Source organism: Arenibaculum pallidiluteum, assembly GCF_017355985.1.
GTDB lineage: Bacteria > Pseudomonadota > Alphaproteobacteria > Azospirillales > Azospirillaceae > Arenibaculum > Arenibaculum pallidiluteum.
In genome coordinates this window covers 250,048-267,162 of the sequence record NZ_JAFIQU010000006.1, presented here as the reverse complement: position 1 = coordinate 267,162, position 17,115 = coordinate 250,048, and the positions used below count along the sequence as shown (strand labels likewise).

Annotated in this window: 16 protein-coding genes; 6 read left to right on the top strand and 10 right to left on the bottom strand. The window is 72.3% G+C overall.

All coding sequences use genetic code 11. The annotated features are described in order from the left end of the window. Positions 1 to 18 precede the first annotated feature (18 nt). From JUB13_RS15070 to JUB13_RS15060, 3 genes are all read right to left on the bottom strand, one after another. On the bottom strand, positions 19 to 1,392 hold the full coding sequence (locus tag JUB13_RS15070; RefSeq protein WP_207480300.1) for an AmpG family muropeptide MFS transporter: 1,374 nt from the start codon (positions 1,390 to 1,392) through the stop codon (positions 19 to 21). Positions 1,393 to 1,474: 82 nt separating this feature from the next. Continuing rightward, on the bottom strand, positions 1,475 to 1,927 hold the full coding sequence (gene mscL, locus JUB13_RS15065; protein WP_207480299.1) for a large conductance mechanosensitive channel protein MscL: 453 nt from the start codon (positions 1,925 to 1,927) through the stop codon (positions 1,475 to 1,477). 61 nt (positions 1,928 to 1,988) lie between these two features. After that, positions 1,989 to 3,509, bottom strand: a complete 1,521-nt coding sequence (locus tag JUB13_RS15060; RefSeq protein ID WP_207480298.1) for a malonate--CoA ligase — start codon at positions 3,507 to 3,509, stop codon at positions 1,989 to 1,991. 246 nt (positions 3,510 to 3,755) lie between these two features. Here JUB13_RS15060 and JUB13_RS15055 point away from each other — a divergent pair, with 246 nt between their 5' ends. Together JUB13_RS15055 and JUB13_RS15050 are read left to right on the top strand one after the other, a co-directional pair. Further along, complete coding sequence (locus tag JUB13_RS15055; RefSeq protein WP_207480297.1) at positions 3,756 to 5,114, top strand: MFS transporter; 1,359 nt, start codon at positions 3,756 to 3,758, stop codon at positions 5,112 to 5,114. Positions 5,115 to 5,308: 194 nt separating this feature from the next. Further along, positions 5,309 to 6,361 carry a TAXI family TRAP transporter solute-binding subunit gene (locus JUB13_RS15050; RefSeq protein WP_328702937.1) on the top strand — a complete coding sequence of 351 codons (1,053 nt, stop codon included), beginning with the start codon at positions 5,309 to 5,311 and terminating at the stop codon, positions 6,359 to 6,361. Positions 6,362 to 6,407: 46 nt separating this feature from the next. On the opposite strand, the gene JUB13_RS15045 is transcribed toward JUB13_RS15050, so the two are convergent. Then, positions 6,408 to 7,607, bottom strand: coding sequence for a phosphoglycerate kinase (locus tag JUB13_RS15045; RefSeq protein WP_207480295.1), 1,200 nt, complete (start codon positions 7,605 to 7,607; stop codon positions 6,408 to 6,410). Between the two features lie 171 nt (positions 7,608 to 7,778). On the opposite strand from JUB13_RS15045, the gene JUB13_RS15040 reads away from it, so the two are divergent. From JUB13_RS15040 to JUB13_RS15030, 3 genes are all read left to right on the top strand, one after another. Continuing rightward, positions 7,779 to 8,834, top strand: coding sequence for a class I SAM-dependent methyltransferase (locus JUB13_RS15040; protein ID WP_207480294.1), 1,056 nt, complete (start codon positions 7,779 to 7,781; stop codon positions 8,832 to 8,834). A gap of 68 nt (positions 8,835 to 8,902) precedes the next feature. Next, the gene (locus JUB13_RS15035) at positions 8,903 to 10,459 is read left to right on the top strand and encodes a CYTH and CHAD domain-containing protein (RefSeq protein WP_207480293.1); all 1,557 of its coding nucleotides are present in this window, start codon (positions 8,903 to 8,905) and stop codon (positions 10,457 to 10,459) included. 14 nt (positions 10,460 to 10,473) lie between these two features. Beyond that, positions 10,474 to 11,100, top strand: coding sequence for a ParA family protein (locus JUB13_RS15030; RefSeq protein ID WP_207480292.1), 627 nt, complete (start codon positions 10,474 to 10,476; stop codon positions 11,098 to 11,100). On the opposite strand, the gene JUB13_RS15025 is transcribed toward JUB13_RS15030, so the two are convergent. The 6 genes from JUB13_RS15025 to JUB13_RS15005 all read right to left on the bottom strand — a co-directional run bounded on the left by JUB13_RS15025 (position 11,024) and on the right by JUB13_RS15005 (position 16,785). Then, on the bottom strand, positions 11,024 to 12,058 hold the full coding sequence (locus JUB13_RS15025) for an SDR family oxidoreductase (protein ID WP_207480291.1): 1,035 nt from the start codon (positions 12,056 to 12,058) through the stop codon (positions 11,024 to 11,026). The genes JUB13_RS15030 and JUB13_RS15025 overlap by 77 nt on opposite strands. A 115-nt stretch (positions 12,059 to 12,173) precedes the next feature. Beyond that, positions 12,174 to 12,941: a methyltransferase domain-containing protein gene (locus tag JUB13_RS15020; protein ID WP_207480290.1), complete on the bottom strand. Its 768-nt coding sequence runs from the start codon at positions 12,939 to 12,941 to the stop codon at positions 12,174 to 12,176. Positions 12,942 to 12,943: 2 nt separating this feature from the next. Next, positions 12,944 to 13,069 carry a hypothetical protein gene (locus JUB13_RS31830; RefSeq protein WP_268914370.1) on the bottom strand — a complete coding sequence of 42 codons (126 nt, stop codon included), beginning with the start codon at positions 13,067 to 13,069 and terminating at the stop codon, positions 12,944 to 12,946. After that, complete coding sequence (locus JUB13_RS15015) at positions 13,050 to 14,603, bottom strand: sensor histidine kinase (RefSeq protein ID WP_207480289.1); 1,554 nt, start codon at positions 14,601 to 14,603, stop codon at positions 13,050 to 13,052. Before JUB13_RS15015 ends, JUB13_RS31830 begins: the two co-directional genes overlap by 20 nt. A gap of 29 nt (positions 14,604 to 14,632) precedes the next feature. After that, a complete protein-coding gene (locus JUB13_RS15010) occupies positions 14,633 to 16,048 on the bottom strand; it encodes a dihydrolipoyl dehydrogenase family protein (protein ID WP_207480288.1) in 1,416 nt (471 codons plus the stop codon). Continuing rightward, positions 16,045 to 16,785 (bottom strand): TVP38/TMEM64 family protein, encoded by a 741-nt coding sequence (locus JUB13_RS15005; protein WP_207480286.1) that lies wholly within the window; start codon positions 16,783 to 16,785, stop codon positions 16,045 to 16,047. Before JUB13_RS15005 ends, JUB13_RS15010 begins: the two co-directional genes overlap by 4 nt. A gap of 193 nt (positions 16,786 to 16,978) precedes the next feature. Between JUB13_RS15005 and rpmH the strand changes: the two genes are divergently transcribed. Then, on the top strand, positions 16,979 to 17,113 hold the full coding sequence (gene rpmH, locus JUB13_RS15000) for a 50S ribosomal protein L34 (RefSeq protein WP_207480284.1): 135 nt from the start codon (positions 16,979 to 16,981) through the stop codon (positions 17,111 to 17,113). The last annotated feature ends 2 nt before the right edge of the window (positions 17,114 to 17,115 follow it).

The window sequence follows — 17,115 nt, the reverse complement described above, 5'->3', positions numbered from 1 at the left end:
CGCGGGCGCCTGCGCTGCCTAGCCGTTCGCTCCGCCCGCCGGCAGCGCGGGCGCGGCGCCGGGCGCGAAGGCCGGCGGGTCGCGGCGCACCAGCACCGTCAGCACCAGCAGGGCGGGAAGGGCCAGCGCCGCCGAGAGCGTGAAGAAGCCCGGCCAGCCGAGCTGCTCGGCGGCAAGGCCGCTGGTTGCCGCCACGCTGTGCAGGCCGAGCGCCGCCAGCGAGGAGAGCAGCGCGTACTGGGTCGCCGTATAGGCGGCGTTGCACAGGCTCGACAGGTAAGCGACGAAGGCCGCCGTGCCCATCCCGCCGGAGACGTTCTCCACCAGCACCGTCGCGATCAACCAGGGAATCTCCGGGCCGGCATGGGCCAGCAGCACGAACATCATGTTCGAGACCATCTGCAGGAGCCCGCAGAGCATCAGGCTGCGCAGGATGCCGATGCGCCCCACCAGCAGGCCGCCGACCACGCCGCCGCCGATGGTGGCCCAGATGCCGAAGACCTTCGTCACGTTGGCGATGTCGATCTTGGTGAAGCCGGTCTGGATGTAGAAGGTCGCGCTCATCACGCCGGCATAGGCGTCGCCGAGCTTGTAGAGCGCGATGAAGAGCAGGATCAGCACCCAGTTCCTGCGGGTCATGAACTGCCGGAACGGCGCCACCACCGCCGAGTGCAGCCAGGCCAGCGTTTCGGCGCGCCGGCCGCGCAGGGCCGGCCGGGCCGCGAGCCAGTCCGCCACCCCGGCCTCGATCGCGCGGGATTCCGGCGTCGCGGCGGCGCCGGGCTCGCGGTTCAGCAGCATGGTCAGGACGCCGATGCCCATCAGCGCCGCCATCACGGCATAGACCGTTGACCACGGCAGCACCGAGGCCAGGTAGAGCGCGCCTGCGCCCGAGGCCAGCATGCCGAAGCGATAGCCCAGCACCACCGCGGCGGCGCCCGCGCCGTATTGCGGCTCGTCCAGGATCTCGACCCGGAAGGCGTCGACCACGATGTCCTGGCTCGCCGACAGGAAGGCGACGACCAGCGCCATGGCGGCCGTCCACCACAGGCCCGCGACCGGGTCGGTCTGCCCGATGGCGAGCAGCGCCGCCGCCAGCAGCACCTGGATCAGCACGGCCCAGCCGCGCCGGCGGCCAAGCGTCGCCGTCAGCCAGGGCAGGCGCAGCCGGTCGATCAGCGGGGCCCAGACGAACTTGAAGCTGTAGGGGATCGAGATCAGGGCGAAGAGCCCGATCATGGCCCGGCTGACGTTGCTCTCGGTCAGCCAGACGTTCAGCGTCGCGCCCACCAGGGCCAGCGGCAGGCCGCTGGCGAAGCCCAGGAACAGGATCGCCAGGATCCGGCGGTCGAGATAGACGGCGGCACTCTGGCGCCAGGCTCGGAACGACAAGGCGGGCCCTCTTGGCGGGATTAGCCGCCGAGCCTAGCCCGACATGGTTAAGGATTTCCAGACGGCGCGCGGAGGCGCCGGCCTATTCGGCAGGCGGGACAGGGCGCGCCCCGGCGGGCTGCATCGCCGCCCGGTCGCGAAGGAGGTCCCGGATCTCCGCCAGCAGCACCTCGCCCCGGGGCGGTGCCGCCGGGGCGGCCTCCTCGGCCCGGCGGAAGCGGTTGACCTGCCTGACCAGGATGAACAGCGCCGCCGCGACGATCAGGAAGTTGATCACGGCGTTGATGAACTTGCCGTAGTTGATGGTGGCGGCGCCCGCGGCCTGTGCGGCGGCGAGGCTGTCGAAGGTCCCGCCCGAGAGGTTCACGAAGTAGTTGGAGAAGTCGACGCCGCCCAGGATCCAGCCGATGGGCGGCATCAGGATGTCGGCCACCAGCGAGTTCACGATCCCGGTGAAGGCCGCGCCGATGATGATGCCGACCGCCAGGTCGATCACGTTGCCGCGTGCGATGAAGTCGCGGAACTCCTTGAGCATGCGTGCCTCCCCGCGGTGTCTGGCGGAAAGGGTATCATGGTCGTCCCGGGGCTGCCCCGGCTCAGGCGAACAGGTCCCGGTGCTCTTCGCGCAGGAGGTTCTTCTGGACCTTGCCCATGGTGTTGCGCGGCAGCTCCTCCGTGAAGAATACGCGTTTCGGCACCTTGTAGTTGGCGAGCTGCTCCTTGCAGGCGGCGATCACGCCGGCCTCGGTCACATCGCCGCGGCCGGGCCGGCGCAGGACCACCGCAACGACAGCCTCGCCGAAATCCGGATGCGGCACGCCCACGACCGCGCTCTCGACGACGCCGTCGAGCGCGTCGATCACGGTCTCGACCTCCTTGGGATAGACGTTGTAGCCGCCGCAGATCACCAGGTCCTTGGCCCGGCCCACGATGTGGACATAGCCCCGGGCATCGACCTTGCCGACATCGCCCGTGATGAAGAAGCCGTCCGGGCGGAACTCGGCCCGGGTCTTCTCGGGCATGCGCCAGTAGCCGCCGAAGACGTTGGGGCCCTTCACCTCGATCACGCCGATCTCCTCGGGGCCGAGCACGCGCGCGGTCTCCGGGTCGGCGACGCGCAGCTCGACCCCGGGCAGCGGGAAGCCGACGGTCCCGGGGATCCGCTCGCCGTCCAACGGGTTGGAGGTCAGCATGCCGGTCTCGGTCATGCCGTAGCGCTCCAGGATCGCGTGGCCGGTGCGCTGCTGGAACTCCCGGTGCGTGTCGGCCAGCAGCGGCGCCGAGCCCGAGATGAAGAGCCGCATGTGCGCCGCCGCGGCGCGGTCGAGCCGCGAGTCGCCCAGCATGCGCGTGTAGAAGGTCGGCACGCCCATCATCACGCTGGCGCGCGGCAGCAGCCGGAAGACCTCGTCAATGTCGAACTTCGGCAGGAACAGCATGGCGGTGCCGTTCAGCAGCACGCAGTTGGTGGCGACGAACAGACCATGGGTGTGGAAGATCGGCAGGGCGTGCAGCAGCACGTCCTCCGGGCGCCAGCCCCAGTACCGGTGGAGCGTCAGCGCGTTCGAGGCCAGGTTCGCGTGGCTCATCATGGCGCCCTTCGAGCGCCCGGTGGTCCCCGAGGTGTAGAGGATCGCCGCGAGATCCGAAGCGGACGCGGCGACGGTCGGGAATTCGGGGGCGAGCCCCGCGGCGCCCTCGGACAGCGTCCCGCCGCCGTCCGGGCCGAGCGTCAGCACATGGGCGACGCCCGCCTTCGCGGCCGTGGCGGCGAAGCCTTCCTCCTGGCCGGGCGGGCAGACGAAGACGCGCGGCTCGGCGTCGGTCAGGAAGTACTCGATCTCGGCGCGGGTATAGGCGGTGTTGAGCGGCAGGTAGATGGCTCCTGCGCGCAGGCAGGCGAGATAGAGGAAGACGGCCTCGGGCGACTTCTCGACCTGCACGGCGACCCTGTCGCCTTTGGCTACGCCGAGCTCGGCGAGCAGGCGCGCGTAGCGCCCCGAGATCGCCTCCAGGTCGGCATAGGCATAGGCGCGGCCGTCTCCGGTCTCGATGAAGCTGCGGCCCCGATCGGCCGGGAACCGGCTGCGGAACAGGTCGTAGAGATTGTCGCTCATCTCATCCTTCTCCGGGACGCGGGCGCATGTCCTCCGCCGCGGCGACGTTAGTGCGAGATCGAACCGGACGGAAGCCCGTCCGGATCGGCAGGGCACCCGCTCTCTCCAAGCTCCCTTGTCCCCAACCTGCCTTGTTCCAATCTGCCTTGCCCCAACCTGCCTTGCCCCCAAGTGGTCACGCCGGGCGGCGACGGGGCGGGACTAGGGTCCGGCACTTTTCCGGTCGCAAAGGCAGCATCCTCCCCCATGTCCCTGTCCATGCCCCGTTCCGCCGCGTCTCCGAGCCCCGTCCTCGCGCTCGTCCCGCTCCTGTCGAGCCTGGGGCTGCTGGTGCTGGGCTCGGGCCTGCTGGGCACGCTGCTGGCCGTGCGCATGGACCTGGAAGGCGTTCCCGTCGCGCGGATCGGCCTCGTGATGGCGTGCTACTCCGTCGGCTTCGTCGCCGGGACCCTGACGGGTCCGGGGCTGATCGGCCGGGTCGGGCATGTGCGCGCCTTCGCGGCACTGGCCGCCGTCTTCGCCTGCGTCGCGCTCGCTCATCCGCTGCTCGTCGACGAGTTCGCCTGGGCCGGCCTGCGGGCGCTCGGCGGCTTCGCCGCGGCCGGGCTCTTCACCACGGTCGAAAGCTGGATAAACGGCGGCGCCACCAATGCGGACAGGGGGCGCCTGCTGTCGATCTACATGACCATCAACTATCTCGCCTATGCGGGCTCGCAGCTCCTGCTCGGCTGGGTCGATCCGGCGGGGATCGCGGCCTTCAGCGGGATCGCGATCCTGGTGGCGCTGTCCCTGGTGCCGCTGGCGCTGGCCCGCGGCGACGGCCCGCGCGAGGAGCGGCCCGTGGGCCTGGGGCTCCGGCGGCTCCTGCGGATCTCGCCCCTGGGCGTCGTCGGCTGCTTCGGCGCCGGCCTGATCGGCGGCGCCTTCGGCGGCCTCGCCCCGGTCTACGCGCGGACGCTGGGCGGCGGCACCGGCGACGTCGCCGGCTTCATGGCGACCGCGATCGTCGCGGGCTTCGCGTTCCAGATCCCGGTCGGACGCCTGTCGGACCGGTTCGACCGGCGCAGCGTGTTCCTGGCGCTCGTGATCGGCGTGGCGGCGGCCTCGGCCGGGCTCGCGCTGCTTGGCCCCGCGCAGAGCGGCTGGCTGCTGCCGCTCCTGGCGGTCTATGGCGGGCTGGCCTACTGCGTCTATCCGACGGCGCTCGCCCATGCCAACGACTTCATGCGTCCGGCCGAGATCGTTCCGGCCTCGGCCGGGCTGCTGCTGACCTTCGGCGCCGGATCCGTGCTTGGGCCGCCGGTGGCCTCGGCCGCCATGGCCCTGCTGGGGCCCGCCGGGCTGTTCTGGAATGCCGCCGCGACGGCGGGGCTGCTGGCCGCCTGGACACTCTGGCGCATGACGCAGCGCGCGGCCCTGCCGCTGGAGGAGCAGGGGCCATTCATCCCGCTGCCACCCGCGGCCACGGCGCCCGCGCTGGAGCTGACGTCCCGTGCCCCCGCCGAGCCCGTCGACCCGTCCGATCCCACGGATCCCTCCGACCCCACCGATCGCGGCGACGACGGGGATCGCCGTGGCGACGATCTCCTGCGCGCGGCCGAGTAGGCCCGCTCGCACCTGTTGCGGATCGGCCACGATCGGCGGGTGAGACGGAACCGGCGCGCCGCGCGTTGTCCCGTCTTAAATCCTTGCGCGCTATGCTTCGAAGGCCGGGTCCGGGTTTCACAGGGCACCCGGCGAAAGGACGGCCGGCCGTGCGATGCTCACCGATCCTTCGCGGGACGCGGATCCCAGGAACCGTGCTTGTCCTGGTGGCGCTGCTTTGGGCGGTGCTGCCTGGTCTGGGCGCTGGGCTCGCGGCGGCCCAGGACATCCGGTTCTTCCGGATCGGAACCGGCACGACCGGGGGCACCTACTTCCCCATCGGCGGTGTGATCGCCAACGGCATCAGCAATCCCCCAGGCTCGCGCCCCTGCGAGCGCGGCGGAAGCTGCGGGGTGCCGGGCCTGATCGCGGTGGCGCAGGCCACGGAAGGCTCGGTCGAGAACATCTCCCTGATGACGCGGGGAACGCTGGAATCCGCCCTCGTCCAGGCCGATATCGCCTACTGGGCGCATACCGGGACCGGACCCTACAAGGGGCGTCCCCCGGCCTTGGAGCTGCGCACCATCGCCAGCCTCTATGCCGAGGCCGTCCATCTGGTGGTGCGCGCCGACGGGCCGATCCGCACCGTCTCCGACCTCAAGGGCAAGACCGTCTCGGTCGGCGAGGAGGGGTCGGGGACCCTGGTGGACGCACGGCTGGTGATGCAGGCCTATGGGGTCGCCGAGAAGCAGCTCAAGGCCCGGTACCTGCGCCCCGGCCCGGCCGCCGACGAGCTTGCCGAAGGACGCATCGACGCCTTCTTCCTGGTGGCGGGACCGCCCGCCGCGGCCATCGCCGACCTGGCCCAGCGCATTCCCATCCGCCTTGTTCCGATCTCGGAGAAGCCGGCCGACGAGCTGCTTGCCAAGCAGCCCTTCCTGGTGTCCAGCACGGTGCCCGAGGGCACCTACGAGGGGGTGGCGGCGACGCCGACAGTGGCGGTCTCGGCGCAGTGGATCGTGCGTGCCGATGTCAGCGATGAGGTCGTCTACGGCCTGACCAAGGCGCTCTGGCATCCCAACATGGCCCGGCTGCTGAGCAACGGCCATCCCAAGGGCCGGCAGATCATGATCGCCGGCGCGACCGCCGGGCTCGGGGTGCCGCTGCACCCCGGGGCCGAGCGCTACTACCGCGAGGCGGGAATCCCCATGGACACCGATTCCGCCGTGCCTGCGGGCCCGGGCGAGCCGCCGCCGGCCAAGCCTTGATCCTTCCGGGATCCCGCGGGGCCGCCACCCGGCCCCGTGCCCGGCGTCACTTCGCGCGCTTGAGGGCCGCGACGCCCGGCAGGTCCTTGCCCTCGAGCCATTCCAGGAAGGCGCCGCCGGCGGTCGAGACATAGCTGAAGGCCTCCTCGACGCCGGCGCCGGCCAGTGCCGCGACCGTGTCGCCGCCGCCCGCCACGCTGAGCACGCGGCCCGCCCGGGTCAGGGCGGCCACGGTCCCCGCCACCGCGTTCGTGCCGGCATCGAAGGGCTGGATCTCGAAGGCGCCGAGCGGGCCGTTCCAGACCACGGTCCGGCAGCCCTGGAGCTTCAGGGTCAGGTACTCGACCGTCGCCGGGCCGACGTCCAGGACCATGGCGTCGGAGGGGATTTCGTCCACGGAGACGGTCTCGCTGGGGGCGCCCGCCTCGAACTTGCGCGCGACCACGCCGTCCCGCGGCAGCACCACCTCGCAACCCGCCGCCTCGGCCGCGCGCATGATGGCGCGGGCCTGGTCGGCCATGTCCTTCTCGGCCAGCGAGGCGCCGACGTTCACGCCCTTGGCGAAGAGGAAGGTATTGGCCATGCCGCCGCCGAGGGCGAGCAGGTCCACGCGCTTCACCAGGTTGCCGAGCAGGTCCAGCTTGGTCGAGATCTTGGCGCCTCCCACCACGGCCGCCACCGGGCGCTCGGGCTTCTCGAGGGCGGCCGAGAGGGCCTTCAGCTCGGCCTCCATCAGGCGGCCGGCGGCGGCCGGCAGCACATGCGCCAGACCCTCGGTCGAGGCGTGCGCGCGGTGCGCGGCCGAGAATGCGTCGTTGACGTAGAGATCTCCCAGCGACGCCAGGGCCTTGGCGAAGGACTTGTCGTTGGCCTCCTCCTCGGGATGGAAGCGCAGGTTCTCGAGCAGCAGCACCTGCCCGTCCTTCAGCGCCTTCACGGCCTTCTCGGCATCGGGGCCGATGCAGTCGTCGGCGAAGGCCACGTCCTGGCCGACCGCCTTCGACAGGGCCGGAACGACGGGGCGCAGGGAATACTTGTCGTCGCGGCCGCCCTTGGGCCGACCGAAATGGGACAGGACGACGACCCTGGCGCCGCGGCCCGCGAGCTCGGTCAGGGTCGGGGCGAGCCGGTCGATCCGGGTCGTGTCGGTGACCTTGCCGTCCTTCGTCGGAACGTTCAGGTCGGCACGCACCAGGACCGTCCGTCCGGCCACGTCGAGGTCGTCGATCGTCTTGAAGTCGCTCATGCGCGCCGTCCTTCGTTCGGTCCGGGCCGCCGCGCCCGGCGGGCGCAACCAACCACAGGCCGCGCAGGTTTTCAACCGGGCGGGAGGGAGTTCGTGCACCCGGGCCGGACGGCGCGAAGGGGTTGCCACCGGGCCGGTGCAGCCCGCATCGGAACACGAGAGGGAGGCGGCATGATTGGTCCGTCGGAGCGACTCGCCTATCGGGTAGGGCAGGCCGTCCGGGTGTCCTGGTTCCTGGGTCAGTACGCGCTCGCGGCCCGCTTCGGCGGGGCCGAGTCGGTGCCACCGGCGTCTGGCCCGGCTCCCGGCGCGGGGACGCTGCTCGCCGAGCTGCGTGCGCTGCTGGCGCGCGACCTCGCCAATGTGGAGGCGGGCTACTACCGCATGCCCCACGACTTGGTCGTCTCGCCGCTGAAGGTGCTGCGCGAGACGGCGCTGTTCCTGGGAGACCTGCCCGCGGTGGCGCGGCGCCGGCGCGCGCGGGACGGGCTAGAGCTGCGCGCCGAGGATGCCGGGCGGGGGCTGCCGGCCTATTACCGGCAGAACTTCCACTTCCAGACCGACGGCTATCTCAGCGACCGCTCGGCCGAGCTCTACGACCATCAGGTGGAGGTCCTGTTCGGCGGCGGCGCCGACGCCATGCGCCGGCAGGCGCTGCCGCCGATCGCGCGCTGGCTGGAGGGGCGCCGCTCGTCCGACCTCGTGCTGCTCGACGTTGCGGCGGGCACTGGGCGCTTCCTGACCTTCGTGAAGGACAACTGGCCGCGGCTCGGCACGGTCGCGCTCGACCTCAGTCTGCCCTACCTGCAGGCCGCACGGCGCAACCTGGCCCCGTGGCGCAGGGCCGGCTTCGTCCAGGCCCCGGCCGAGGCGATGCCGCTGGCCGACGCCTCCGTCGACATCGTCACCTGCATCTTCCTGTTCCACGAGCTGCCGCGGGGGGTCCGGATCCGGGCGGCAGCCGAGATCGCGCGCGTGCTCAGGCCGGGCGGCCTCGCCGTGATCGTCGACAGCATCCAGACCGGCGACCGGCCGGAGATGGACGGCCTGCTGCGGCGCTTCCCCACGGCGTTCCACGAGCCCTACTACGCGGAATATCTCGGCCATGATCTCGCAAATATGTTCACTGAGCTTTCACTTGAGCAGGCCAGCTCGGACATGGCCTTTCTTTCGAAGGTCCTGACGTTCGTGAAGACGAGCGGGGGCGGGGGACGGCACCCGGCTTGACGATGATCTGAAGAAGCCACAGATTCCCGCCCGGGCCGGGCAAAGGTCGGCGCAGGGACGGAATCCGAATGACCGACAAAGAGGTCGAGCTGAAGCTCCGCGTCCGGCCGGACGACCTGGGGAAGCTGGCGGGCGTGCCCGTGCTGGCCAGTGGCGGGCCCGGCTCCAGCGGCAAGCTGCACAGCACCTATTTCGACACCGAGGACCTGCGGCTTCACCGCCGCGGCGTCTCGTTGCGGGTGCGCCGCCAGGGCCGCCGCTTCGTCCAGACGGTTAAGCTCGGCGGTGCGCCGACCGGAACCCACCTCGCGCGCGGCGAATGGGAGACGCCGGTGCCCGGGCCCGCTCCCGACCTGGGCCTGCTGCCGGAGGGCGCGGCCCGCGCCGAGCTGGCGCTGGTGACCGCGGACGAGCTGCGCCCCGTCTTCACCGCGGAGGTTCGCCGGACCACCCGGACGCTGAGCGGCAACGGGGCGGAGATCGAGGCGGCCATCGACCGTGGCGAGATCCGGCGCGCGGACGGCGCGGCCGAGCCGGTGGCCGAGCTGGAGCTGGAGCTGAAGGCCGGGTCGGCGCTGGACCTCTATGCCGTCGCGATCGCTGTCGCCGAGTCGGTGCCGGTCCGCGTCGAGACGCGGACGAAGTCTGACCGCGGCTATGCGCTGGCGGCGGACGCGCGGCCTGCGGCCGTGAAGGCGCGCCCGGTGGAGATCGCCGCCGACGCCTCGGTCGAGCAGGCCTTCGAGGCCATTCTCCGGAACTGCCTTTCGCAGGTGCTCGCGAACCAGCACGCGGCCGAGGCCGGCGCGGCCGAGGGCATTCACCAGATGCGGGTCGGGCTGCGCCGCATGCGCTCGGCGCTGGTGCTGTTCAAGCGCTTCCTGCCGCCCCAACAGCTTGCCGAGCTCGGGGCGGAGGTGAAGTGGCTCGCGGGCGAACTCGGCGGCGCGCGGAACTGGGACGTCTTCCTGGATCAGCTCCTGCCCCCGGTGGAGGAGGCGCTTCCGGGCAACCCCGCCCTGGCCGCGCTGCGCGCCGAGGCCGTGGCCGCGCGCGAACGCGGCCATGCGCGGGCGCGCGCGGCGATCCTGTCCCAGCGCTGCACCTTGCTCCTGCTCCGGTTCGGCGCCTGGCTCGAGGCGCGGTCCTGGCGCCGCCAGGAGGTTTCCGAGGATTCTGCCACGCTGATGCAGCCGGTCGGTGTCGTGGCCGAGGCACTGCTGTCCCGCCGCCAGCGCGCAGCCCGGCGCCGAGGCAAGGGCTTTGCGCGGCTGGCGGCGGGCCCGCGGCACGAGCTGCGGATCGCCCTGAAGAAGCTGCGCTATGCCACCGAGTTCTTCCGTCCCCTCTATTCCGAGGACGGCAGGGCCGTGAGCCGGTACCTGCGCCAGCTCTCCGCCCTGCAGGACGCGCTGGGGCACGCCAACGACGTCGCGACGGCAGGCGAGCTGCTGGCCGAACTGGAGGCCGCCTCGGGCGATCGGCTTCCGCTTCCGGCGCGCACTGGCAGCGGACTTGTGGTCGGATGGCACGCACGCGGCCTCGTCGACGGCGAGCCGGAGCTGCGCGCCGCCTGGGACGACTTCGCGGATGCGAGGCCCTTCTGGTCGCGCCACAGGACGTAGGATAGGCTCGGCCGATGTTCACGATCCTTGTCGCCAACATCAAGGGTGGCTGCGGGAAGACGACCATCGCGACGCACATCGCGGGCGCCTTCGCCAATGCCGGGCATGCGACGCTGCTCGCCGACGCCGACCGCCAGCGCTCCAGCCTCGGCTGGATCGAGCGGCGCCCGGCGACGGCGCCGCCCGTCCGCGGCCTCGACTGGTCCAAGGAGACCGTCGAGACCCCCCGTGCGGCGCGGCTGGTGATCGACGCGCCTGCGGCGCTGCGGACCCGCCAGATCGAGGAACTCGTCGACCTCGCCGACGTGGTCGTCCTGCCGGTGCTGCCCAGCGCCTTCGACGAGCAGGCGACCCGGCGCTTCCTGCGGAAGCTGGACGAGCTGAAGGCCATCGCGAAGCGGCGCAAGGGCGTGGCGGTCGTCGGGAACCGGCTGCGTGCCAACACGCGCTCGGCCGAGCGCCTGGACCGGTTCCTGGACGGCGTCGGGCACGGCGTTGTGACGCGGATCCGGGACGCGCAGCTCTATGCCGAGCTTGCGGCCAGCGGCCTCACCCTCTTCGACCTCAAGGCGAAGCGCGTTCAGGAGCCGCGTGCCGACTGGCAGCCGCTGCTGGCCTGGATCGACGACGCGGCGGGATGAGCCTCCGCCGCGCCATCGCCCCGCCCGCGAAGCCCGCCAGCGCCGCAAGCAACGGCCCCACCGGCAGGTCGGCCAGGGCCGAGGCGCCGAAGCCGCCATGAACGACATCGCCCCGGGAGGGCTCGAACAGGTTTCCTTGCCGTGGCGCGGTGCGCGGCGAGCGGCCGAGCCCGTACTCCATCACCATGGCCGTGAGCCGGTCCGTGATGTCCGGGGCGATGCCGCTCGCGAGCCGTGCGGCCTCGATGCCCAGGCCGATGCGCAGCGACGGGCGCGGGGCCTCGGCGAGCGATACCATGGCTTCGGCCACCCTCTCCGGGTCCAGGACCGGGCCCCCGGGGCGCAGCTCGCGCCCGGTCCGGTTGCCGGCATGGCGCAGGCCCGGCGAATCCACCACCGTGGGATAGAGGCCGCAGATATGGACGCCCCGCATATGGGCGAACTCCTGCCGCAGGCTGCGCGTGAACCCGTCGAGCCCGAACTTGGCCGCGGCGTAGGAGGCGGCGTAGGGCGGCGCCAGCCAGGCGCCGACCGAGACCATGTTGATCAGCACGCCCTCGCCGCGCTCGGCGAAATGGGGCAGCACCGCATGGGCGCCGTACATGGCGCCCAGCAGGTCGATCTCGACCACGCGCCGGTGCTCCTCCATCGGCGTCTCGTGGAAGCGGCCGATCAGCCCCGTCCCAGCATTGTTGATCCAGACGTCGACGGTCCTGAAGGTGGCGAGCGCCGTGCGCATCAGCCTGCGCATGTCGGCGATCTCGGTCACGTCGGCGGGCACGGCAATGGCCCGCGCCCCCAGGCGCGTGCAGTCCTGAGCGGCCTGCTGCAGCGGTGCCGCCCTGCGCCCCGCCAGCACCAGCCGCGCGCCGCGGGCGGCGAAGGCCAGCGCCGCCGCGCGGCCGATTCCGCTGGAGCCGCCGGTGATCACCACGGTCCGATTCCTGAGGTCGCGCATGCCCGTTCCTTTCCTCGCCCTTGGCGCTCACCCTGGGCCCTCTGCCCGGGCACGCGTGCCCGGCCTGCTGCCGTCTGGCGTCCAACAGGCCAGGCGTGCAAAGGGTGCCGCGCGCTCAGGCGGCGGCGATCAGGAACAGGCGGCGGAAGGGGAAGAGGGTCGTGCCGTCGGGACGCTGCGGATACGCCGCCCGCAGGCGCGCGCGCAGCAGGGTCGTGAATGCCTCGAACTCGGCCGGGGCGAGCGCCTCCTGGACCGGGACCAGCGTCGTGCCCAGCATCCAGGTCAGGACGGCATCCTCGCCCTCGAGCACCTGCAGGTATTCGGTCTCCCAGATCTCCAGCCGGCGCGCCAGCGGCGCCAGCGTGTCGTAGTAGAATTCCGGCGCGTGCACCGGCGCGGGGCCGCCGAACTCGCCGGCAAGCCGGTCGCGCCAGCGCGGATCCTCGGCCACCGTGCGGACGGCCTGGTGCGAGGGGGCGGCGAAGTTGCGCGGCATCTGCACGGCCAGCACGCCACCCGGCGGCAGCCAGCCCATCATGCGCGGAAAGAGCGTGCCGTGGTCCGGCAGCCAGTGCAGCGCCGCATTGGAGACCACGAGGTCGGGCGGAGCCTCGGGCGACCAGCCGTTCAGGTCGGCCTGGATCCAGCGGACCCGCGAGGGGACCGCGGCGGCCTGGGCGAGCATCGCGGGCGAGGCGTCGATGCCGGCCACGGCGGCCGCGGGCCAGCGCTCGGCCAGGCTGCGGGCGAGCGCGCCGCCACCGCAGCCGAGGTCGAGCACCTGCCCGGGCGTGACCGGCGGCAGGGCCGCGACAAGGTCCTGCGCCGGACGCGCGCGCTGGGCGCGGAACCGGTCGTAGGTCCCAGGATCCCAGGCCAAGCTCAGTGCCCGCCCTGCTCGGCTTCGTCGAACGCGCGGCGCATCACGTAGAAGACCGCCAGTACCGCGATCACGAAGACGGCAAGCCCGGTGTAGTAGAAGGTCGTGTCAGCGGCGTGCGAGGCCATGATCAGTCCCAGCAGCGCCAACAGGCCCAGAAGGACTCCCGCGATCCACTTTCCCATCTTCATCTCTCGTTCCCCCGTCTGTTTCGGCCGACCTTTTATGAGATAGCGGCTGCGCTGGCAATGGATCCGCCCCGAGGCGTTCCGTCGCGGGAAGCTCCAGCGCGAAGACCGTGCCGCCGGCCCCGCTGGCGACAAGGCGCAGCTCGCCGCCATGGGCGCGCAGGATTTCTCGCGCGATGGCGAGGCCCAGCCCGACGCCGCCCTTGCGGGCCGAGCCGGCGAAGGGCGTGAACAGGTTCTCGCGCGCCCGGGGTGGGAGACCGGGGCCGTCGTCCTCGACCGTCAGCACCGTGCGCCCATCGACGCCGGGTCGGATCCCCACGGCGACCCTGTGCGCGCCGGCCTGGAAGGCGTTGCGCCCGAGGTTCAGCAACGCGCGGTGGAGCTGGCCGCGGTCGGCCGGGAGCACTGTGCCGGGCGGCGCCGCGACCTCCCAGCTCCGGTCGGGTTCCTCGCGGGGAAGCAGCTCGGTCCCGACCTCGCGGGCGAGCTCGGCCAGGTCGACCGGGCTCAGGGACAGCGGCACGGCGCCGTCGCGGGTATAGGCGAGCGTCTGCTCGCACAGCTCGGCCGCCTGGTCCAGCGCGCGCATCAGGCGGGGCGTCACGCGCCGGACCTCCGGGTCCTCGCTGATCGCCAGCCGCTCCGAGACGATCGCCGCGGTGGCCAGGATGTTTCGGAGATCGTGGTTGATCTTGGTGACGGCCGTCCCCAGCGCGGCCAGGCGCGCCTGCTGGCGCAAGGCGGTGCGCACGGCCTCCTGCATGGAGGCCAGCTCGCGTTCGGCCGTGCCGACCTCGTCGCTGCGCCCGCTCGGCACCGGTGTGGCCGCGGGGTCGTCGGGCGCCTCGCGGAAGGCCACCAGGCTCGCCGTGATTCGGCGCATGGGGCGCACCAGCAGGGCGTTCAGGCTCAGGAACACCAGCGAGGCCGTGATCAGCGAGATCACGATCGAAAGCAGCAGGATGCGCCCCGAGAAATCGAGCAGCGCCGTCGCCAGCGGCGCCTCGTCGAGGGTCAGCGTCACGGTCGCCCGGCTGTCCTTGGGAGACTGGCCGACGACGCGGATCAGGCTCCGCTCGGGCTGGCTGACCAGCACCAGGACCGCGTCGGCGATCAGCCGGACCGCGCCCGCCGTCCGCAGGTCGACCAGCCGCGGCTCTTCGCGCGCCGCGGTCTCTCCCGAGGTCTCGCCCAGCATCAGGACGCGGTCGCCGGGAAGCTGCAGGTCGACCATGCGTGCGCCCGCGATCGCCAGGAGCTGCATCTGCAGCTCCTTGGTGACCATGTTGCCCGGCGCGGCCTGGACAGTCAGCGCGGCCAGGTGCCCGGCCGCCAGCCGTTCCTCCAGCCAGCCGACCCGGAAGCGCGCGATGGAGGGCAGGAAGATCAGCACCTCCGCCAGCATGACGAAGGCGATCGTCAGCAGCAGCAGCTTGGCTGACAGGCTGCGCGCGGGCAGGGGCGGGGTCATGCGCGGGATCGTAGCAGAACCTTCCGGCCCTATCCCAGGCGCGCGAGCAGGCGGACGAGGCCGCGGACGCGGGGCCCGAACAGGCGGTCCTCGAAGAAGGTGCCTGCCGCCTGCCGCGAGGCCTCGCCCAGGGTCGGATAGGGCGCGAAGATCTGCGCCATGGCGCCGATCCGAAGCCGGTTCTGGATCGCCAGTACCCAGGGCTGGATGTCCTCGCCGGCATGCTCGCCCAGGATCGATGCGCCCAGGATCCGCCCGCGTGGCGTCACCACCGCCTTGACCCCGCCATGGGCTGCTCCCTCGGCGCGGGCGCGGTCGTTCCCGGCGAAGGACGCACGCAGCACGCGCACCGCGCCATGCTCGGCCCGGGCGCGCGCCTCGGTCAGGCCGACCTGCGCCAGCTCTGGTCCGGTATACGTGACCCAGGGCAGGGCGCGGTAGTCCACGCGGGCCGGAAGTCGGAACAGCGCGTTGCGGATCACGATGCCCGCATGGTAGCCAGCGACATGGGTGAACTGGGGCCCGCCGGCGACGTCGCCGACCGCGAAGACGCGTCGGTTCGTCGTGCGCAGCCGGTCGTCGACCCGCACGCCCCTGGCGGCCAGGGCGATCCCCGCGGCCTCGAGCCCGAGCTCCTCGACATTGGGGCTGCGGCCCGCCGCCACCAGGAGATGGCTGCCCTCCACGGCCTCGCCGCCGGGCAGGTGCACGGCGATGGCGCCCGCCCGCCCTGCGACGCGCGTCGCCCGGGTCCCCTCCAGGATGCGGATGCCCTCCGCCTCGAGCTGAGTCTTCAGGGCCGCCACATGCTCGGGCTCGTCTCGGGGCAGCAGCGTGCCGGACTGGATCACCGTCACCCGCGAGCCCAGCCGGCGGTGCGCCTGGGCCATCTCGAGCCCGACGGGGCCGCCGCCGATCACCACCAGATGGTCCGGCAGGTCGGGGTTCCCGAAGACCGTCTCGTTGGTCAGGAAGGGAACGGCGTCCAGGCCCGGGATGTCCGGCACGGCCGCCCGGCTGCCGGTCGCGATCACAAAGCGCCGGGCCTGGATGGCGAGGCCCCCGGCCTCGACCCTGTCGGGCGCCGTGAAGCAGGCGCGCGCCCGGATCACGCGCACGCCGAGGCCTTCGAAACGCTCCTGGCTATCATGGGGCGCGATGGAGGCGATCACCCCCGCCACATGCCGACGCACCCGCGCGAAATCCACCTCCGGCGGGCCCGCATCGATCCCCAGCCGGGCCGCCTCGCGTACGGACCGTGCCGCCTTCGCCGCGGCCAGCAGGCTCTTCGAGGGGACGCAGCCGGTGTTCAGGCAGTCGCCGCCCATCTCGCCCTTCTCGATCAGGACGACCGATGCGCCCAGGCGCGCAGCTCCTGCGGCCACGCTCAGCCCTCCCGAGCCGGCCCCGATCACGCAGAGATCGCATCGCACTGCAGTGCTCACGGAGCACTCCGGCCGGCCTTTAGCCTGCGGTAGAGGATCGGGACCAGCGCAAGGGCCGCGAGGCCCAGCAGGGGCAGCAGCACGCCGGGCCGCAGCAGGATGCCCGCATCGGGCGTTTCCCCGGCCTCGAAGACAGTGCCGAGGCCGGCGCCAGCCGATGCGAAGGCCAGCGTACCCGGCACGATGCCGATCGCGGTCGCCGCCGCATAGGTGCCGAGCCGCACGCCCAGGAAGGCGGGGACAAGGTTCACGAGCCAGAACGGAAACAGCGGCACCAGCCTGAGGACCAGGAGGTAGGAGAAGGCGTCGCGCCGGAAGCCCTCGGCGAAGCGGTCCAGAGAGGGGCCGGCACGCCGGCGCAGCGCGCCGCCCAGGGCGGTGCGCGCCGCCAGGAAGACGGCGACCGCCCCGAGCGTGCCGCCGATCACCGAGCAGGCCGTGCCCGCCGGGATTCCGAAGAGGAAGCCGCCCGCCAGCGTCAGCACCGTCCCGCCCGGCAGCGACAGGGCGGTGGCCGCGGCGTAGGTCAGTACAAAGGCCCCGGCGGCCAGCGGCCCGTGGGCCTCGACCCAGGCGAGCAGGGTTCCGCGATGCGCCGCCAGCGCCTCGAAGCTCAGGAGCCGGTGGAGGTCGAGCGCGAAGACGACCGTGACGGCCGCCGCGGCGGCCAGCAGCGGCCAGAAGCGGATCCAGCCCGCCCGGCGCTGCTTCCTGTGCCCCTCCTCGGCCGCGATCATTATCTGCTCCGTCCTGCGTCCCCGGGCCTTCCCTGGGATGGTGGGATCCCCGATGCGCCGACGCCAGTCACCTTCCCGTGAGGAACGCGGCCCGGAGGGTCGGCTTGGCGGGCAGGGTTCGGTTGACTCGGGGGGCTGCCCCCCGTATACAGCGGGCTTCCTTCGAGAAGACCCTCATCCGGAGTAGTGTGCCGTGAAGCGCACCTATCAGCCCAGCAAGCTCATCCGCAAGCGCCGTCACGGCTTCCGCGCCCGCATGGCGACCGTCGGCGGCCGCAAGGTCCTGGCAGCCCGCCGCGCCAAGGGCCGCAAGCGCCTGTCGGCCTGACC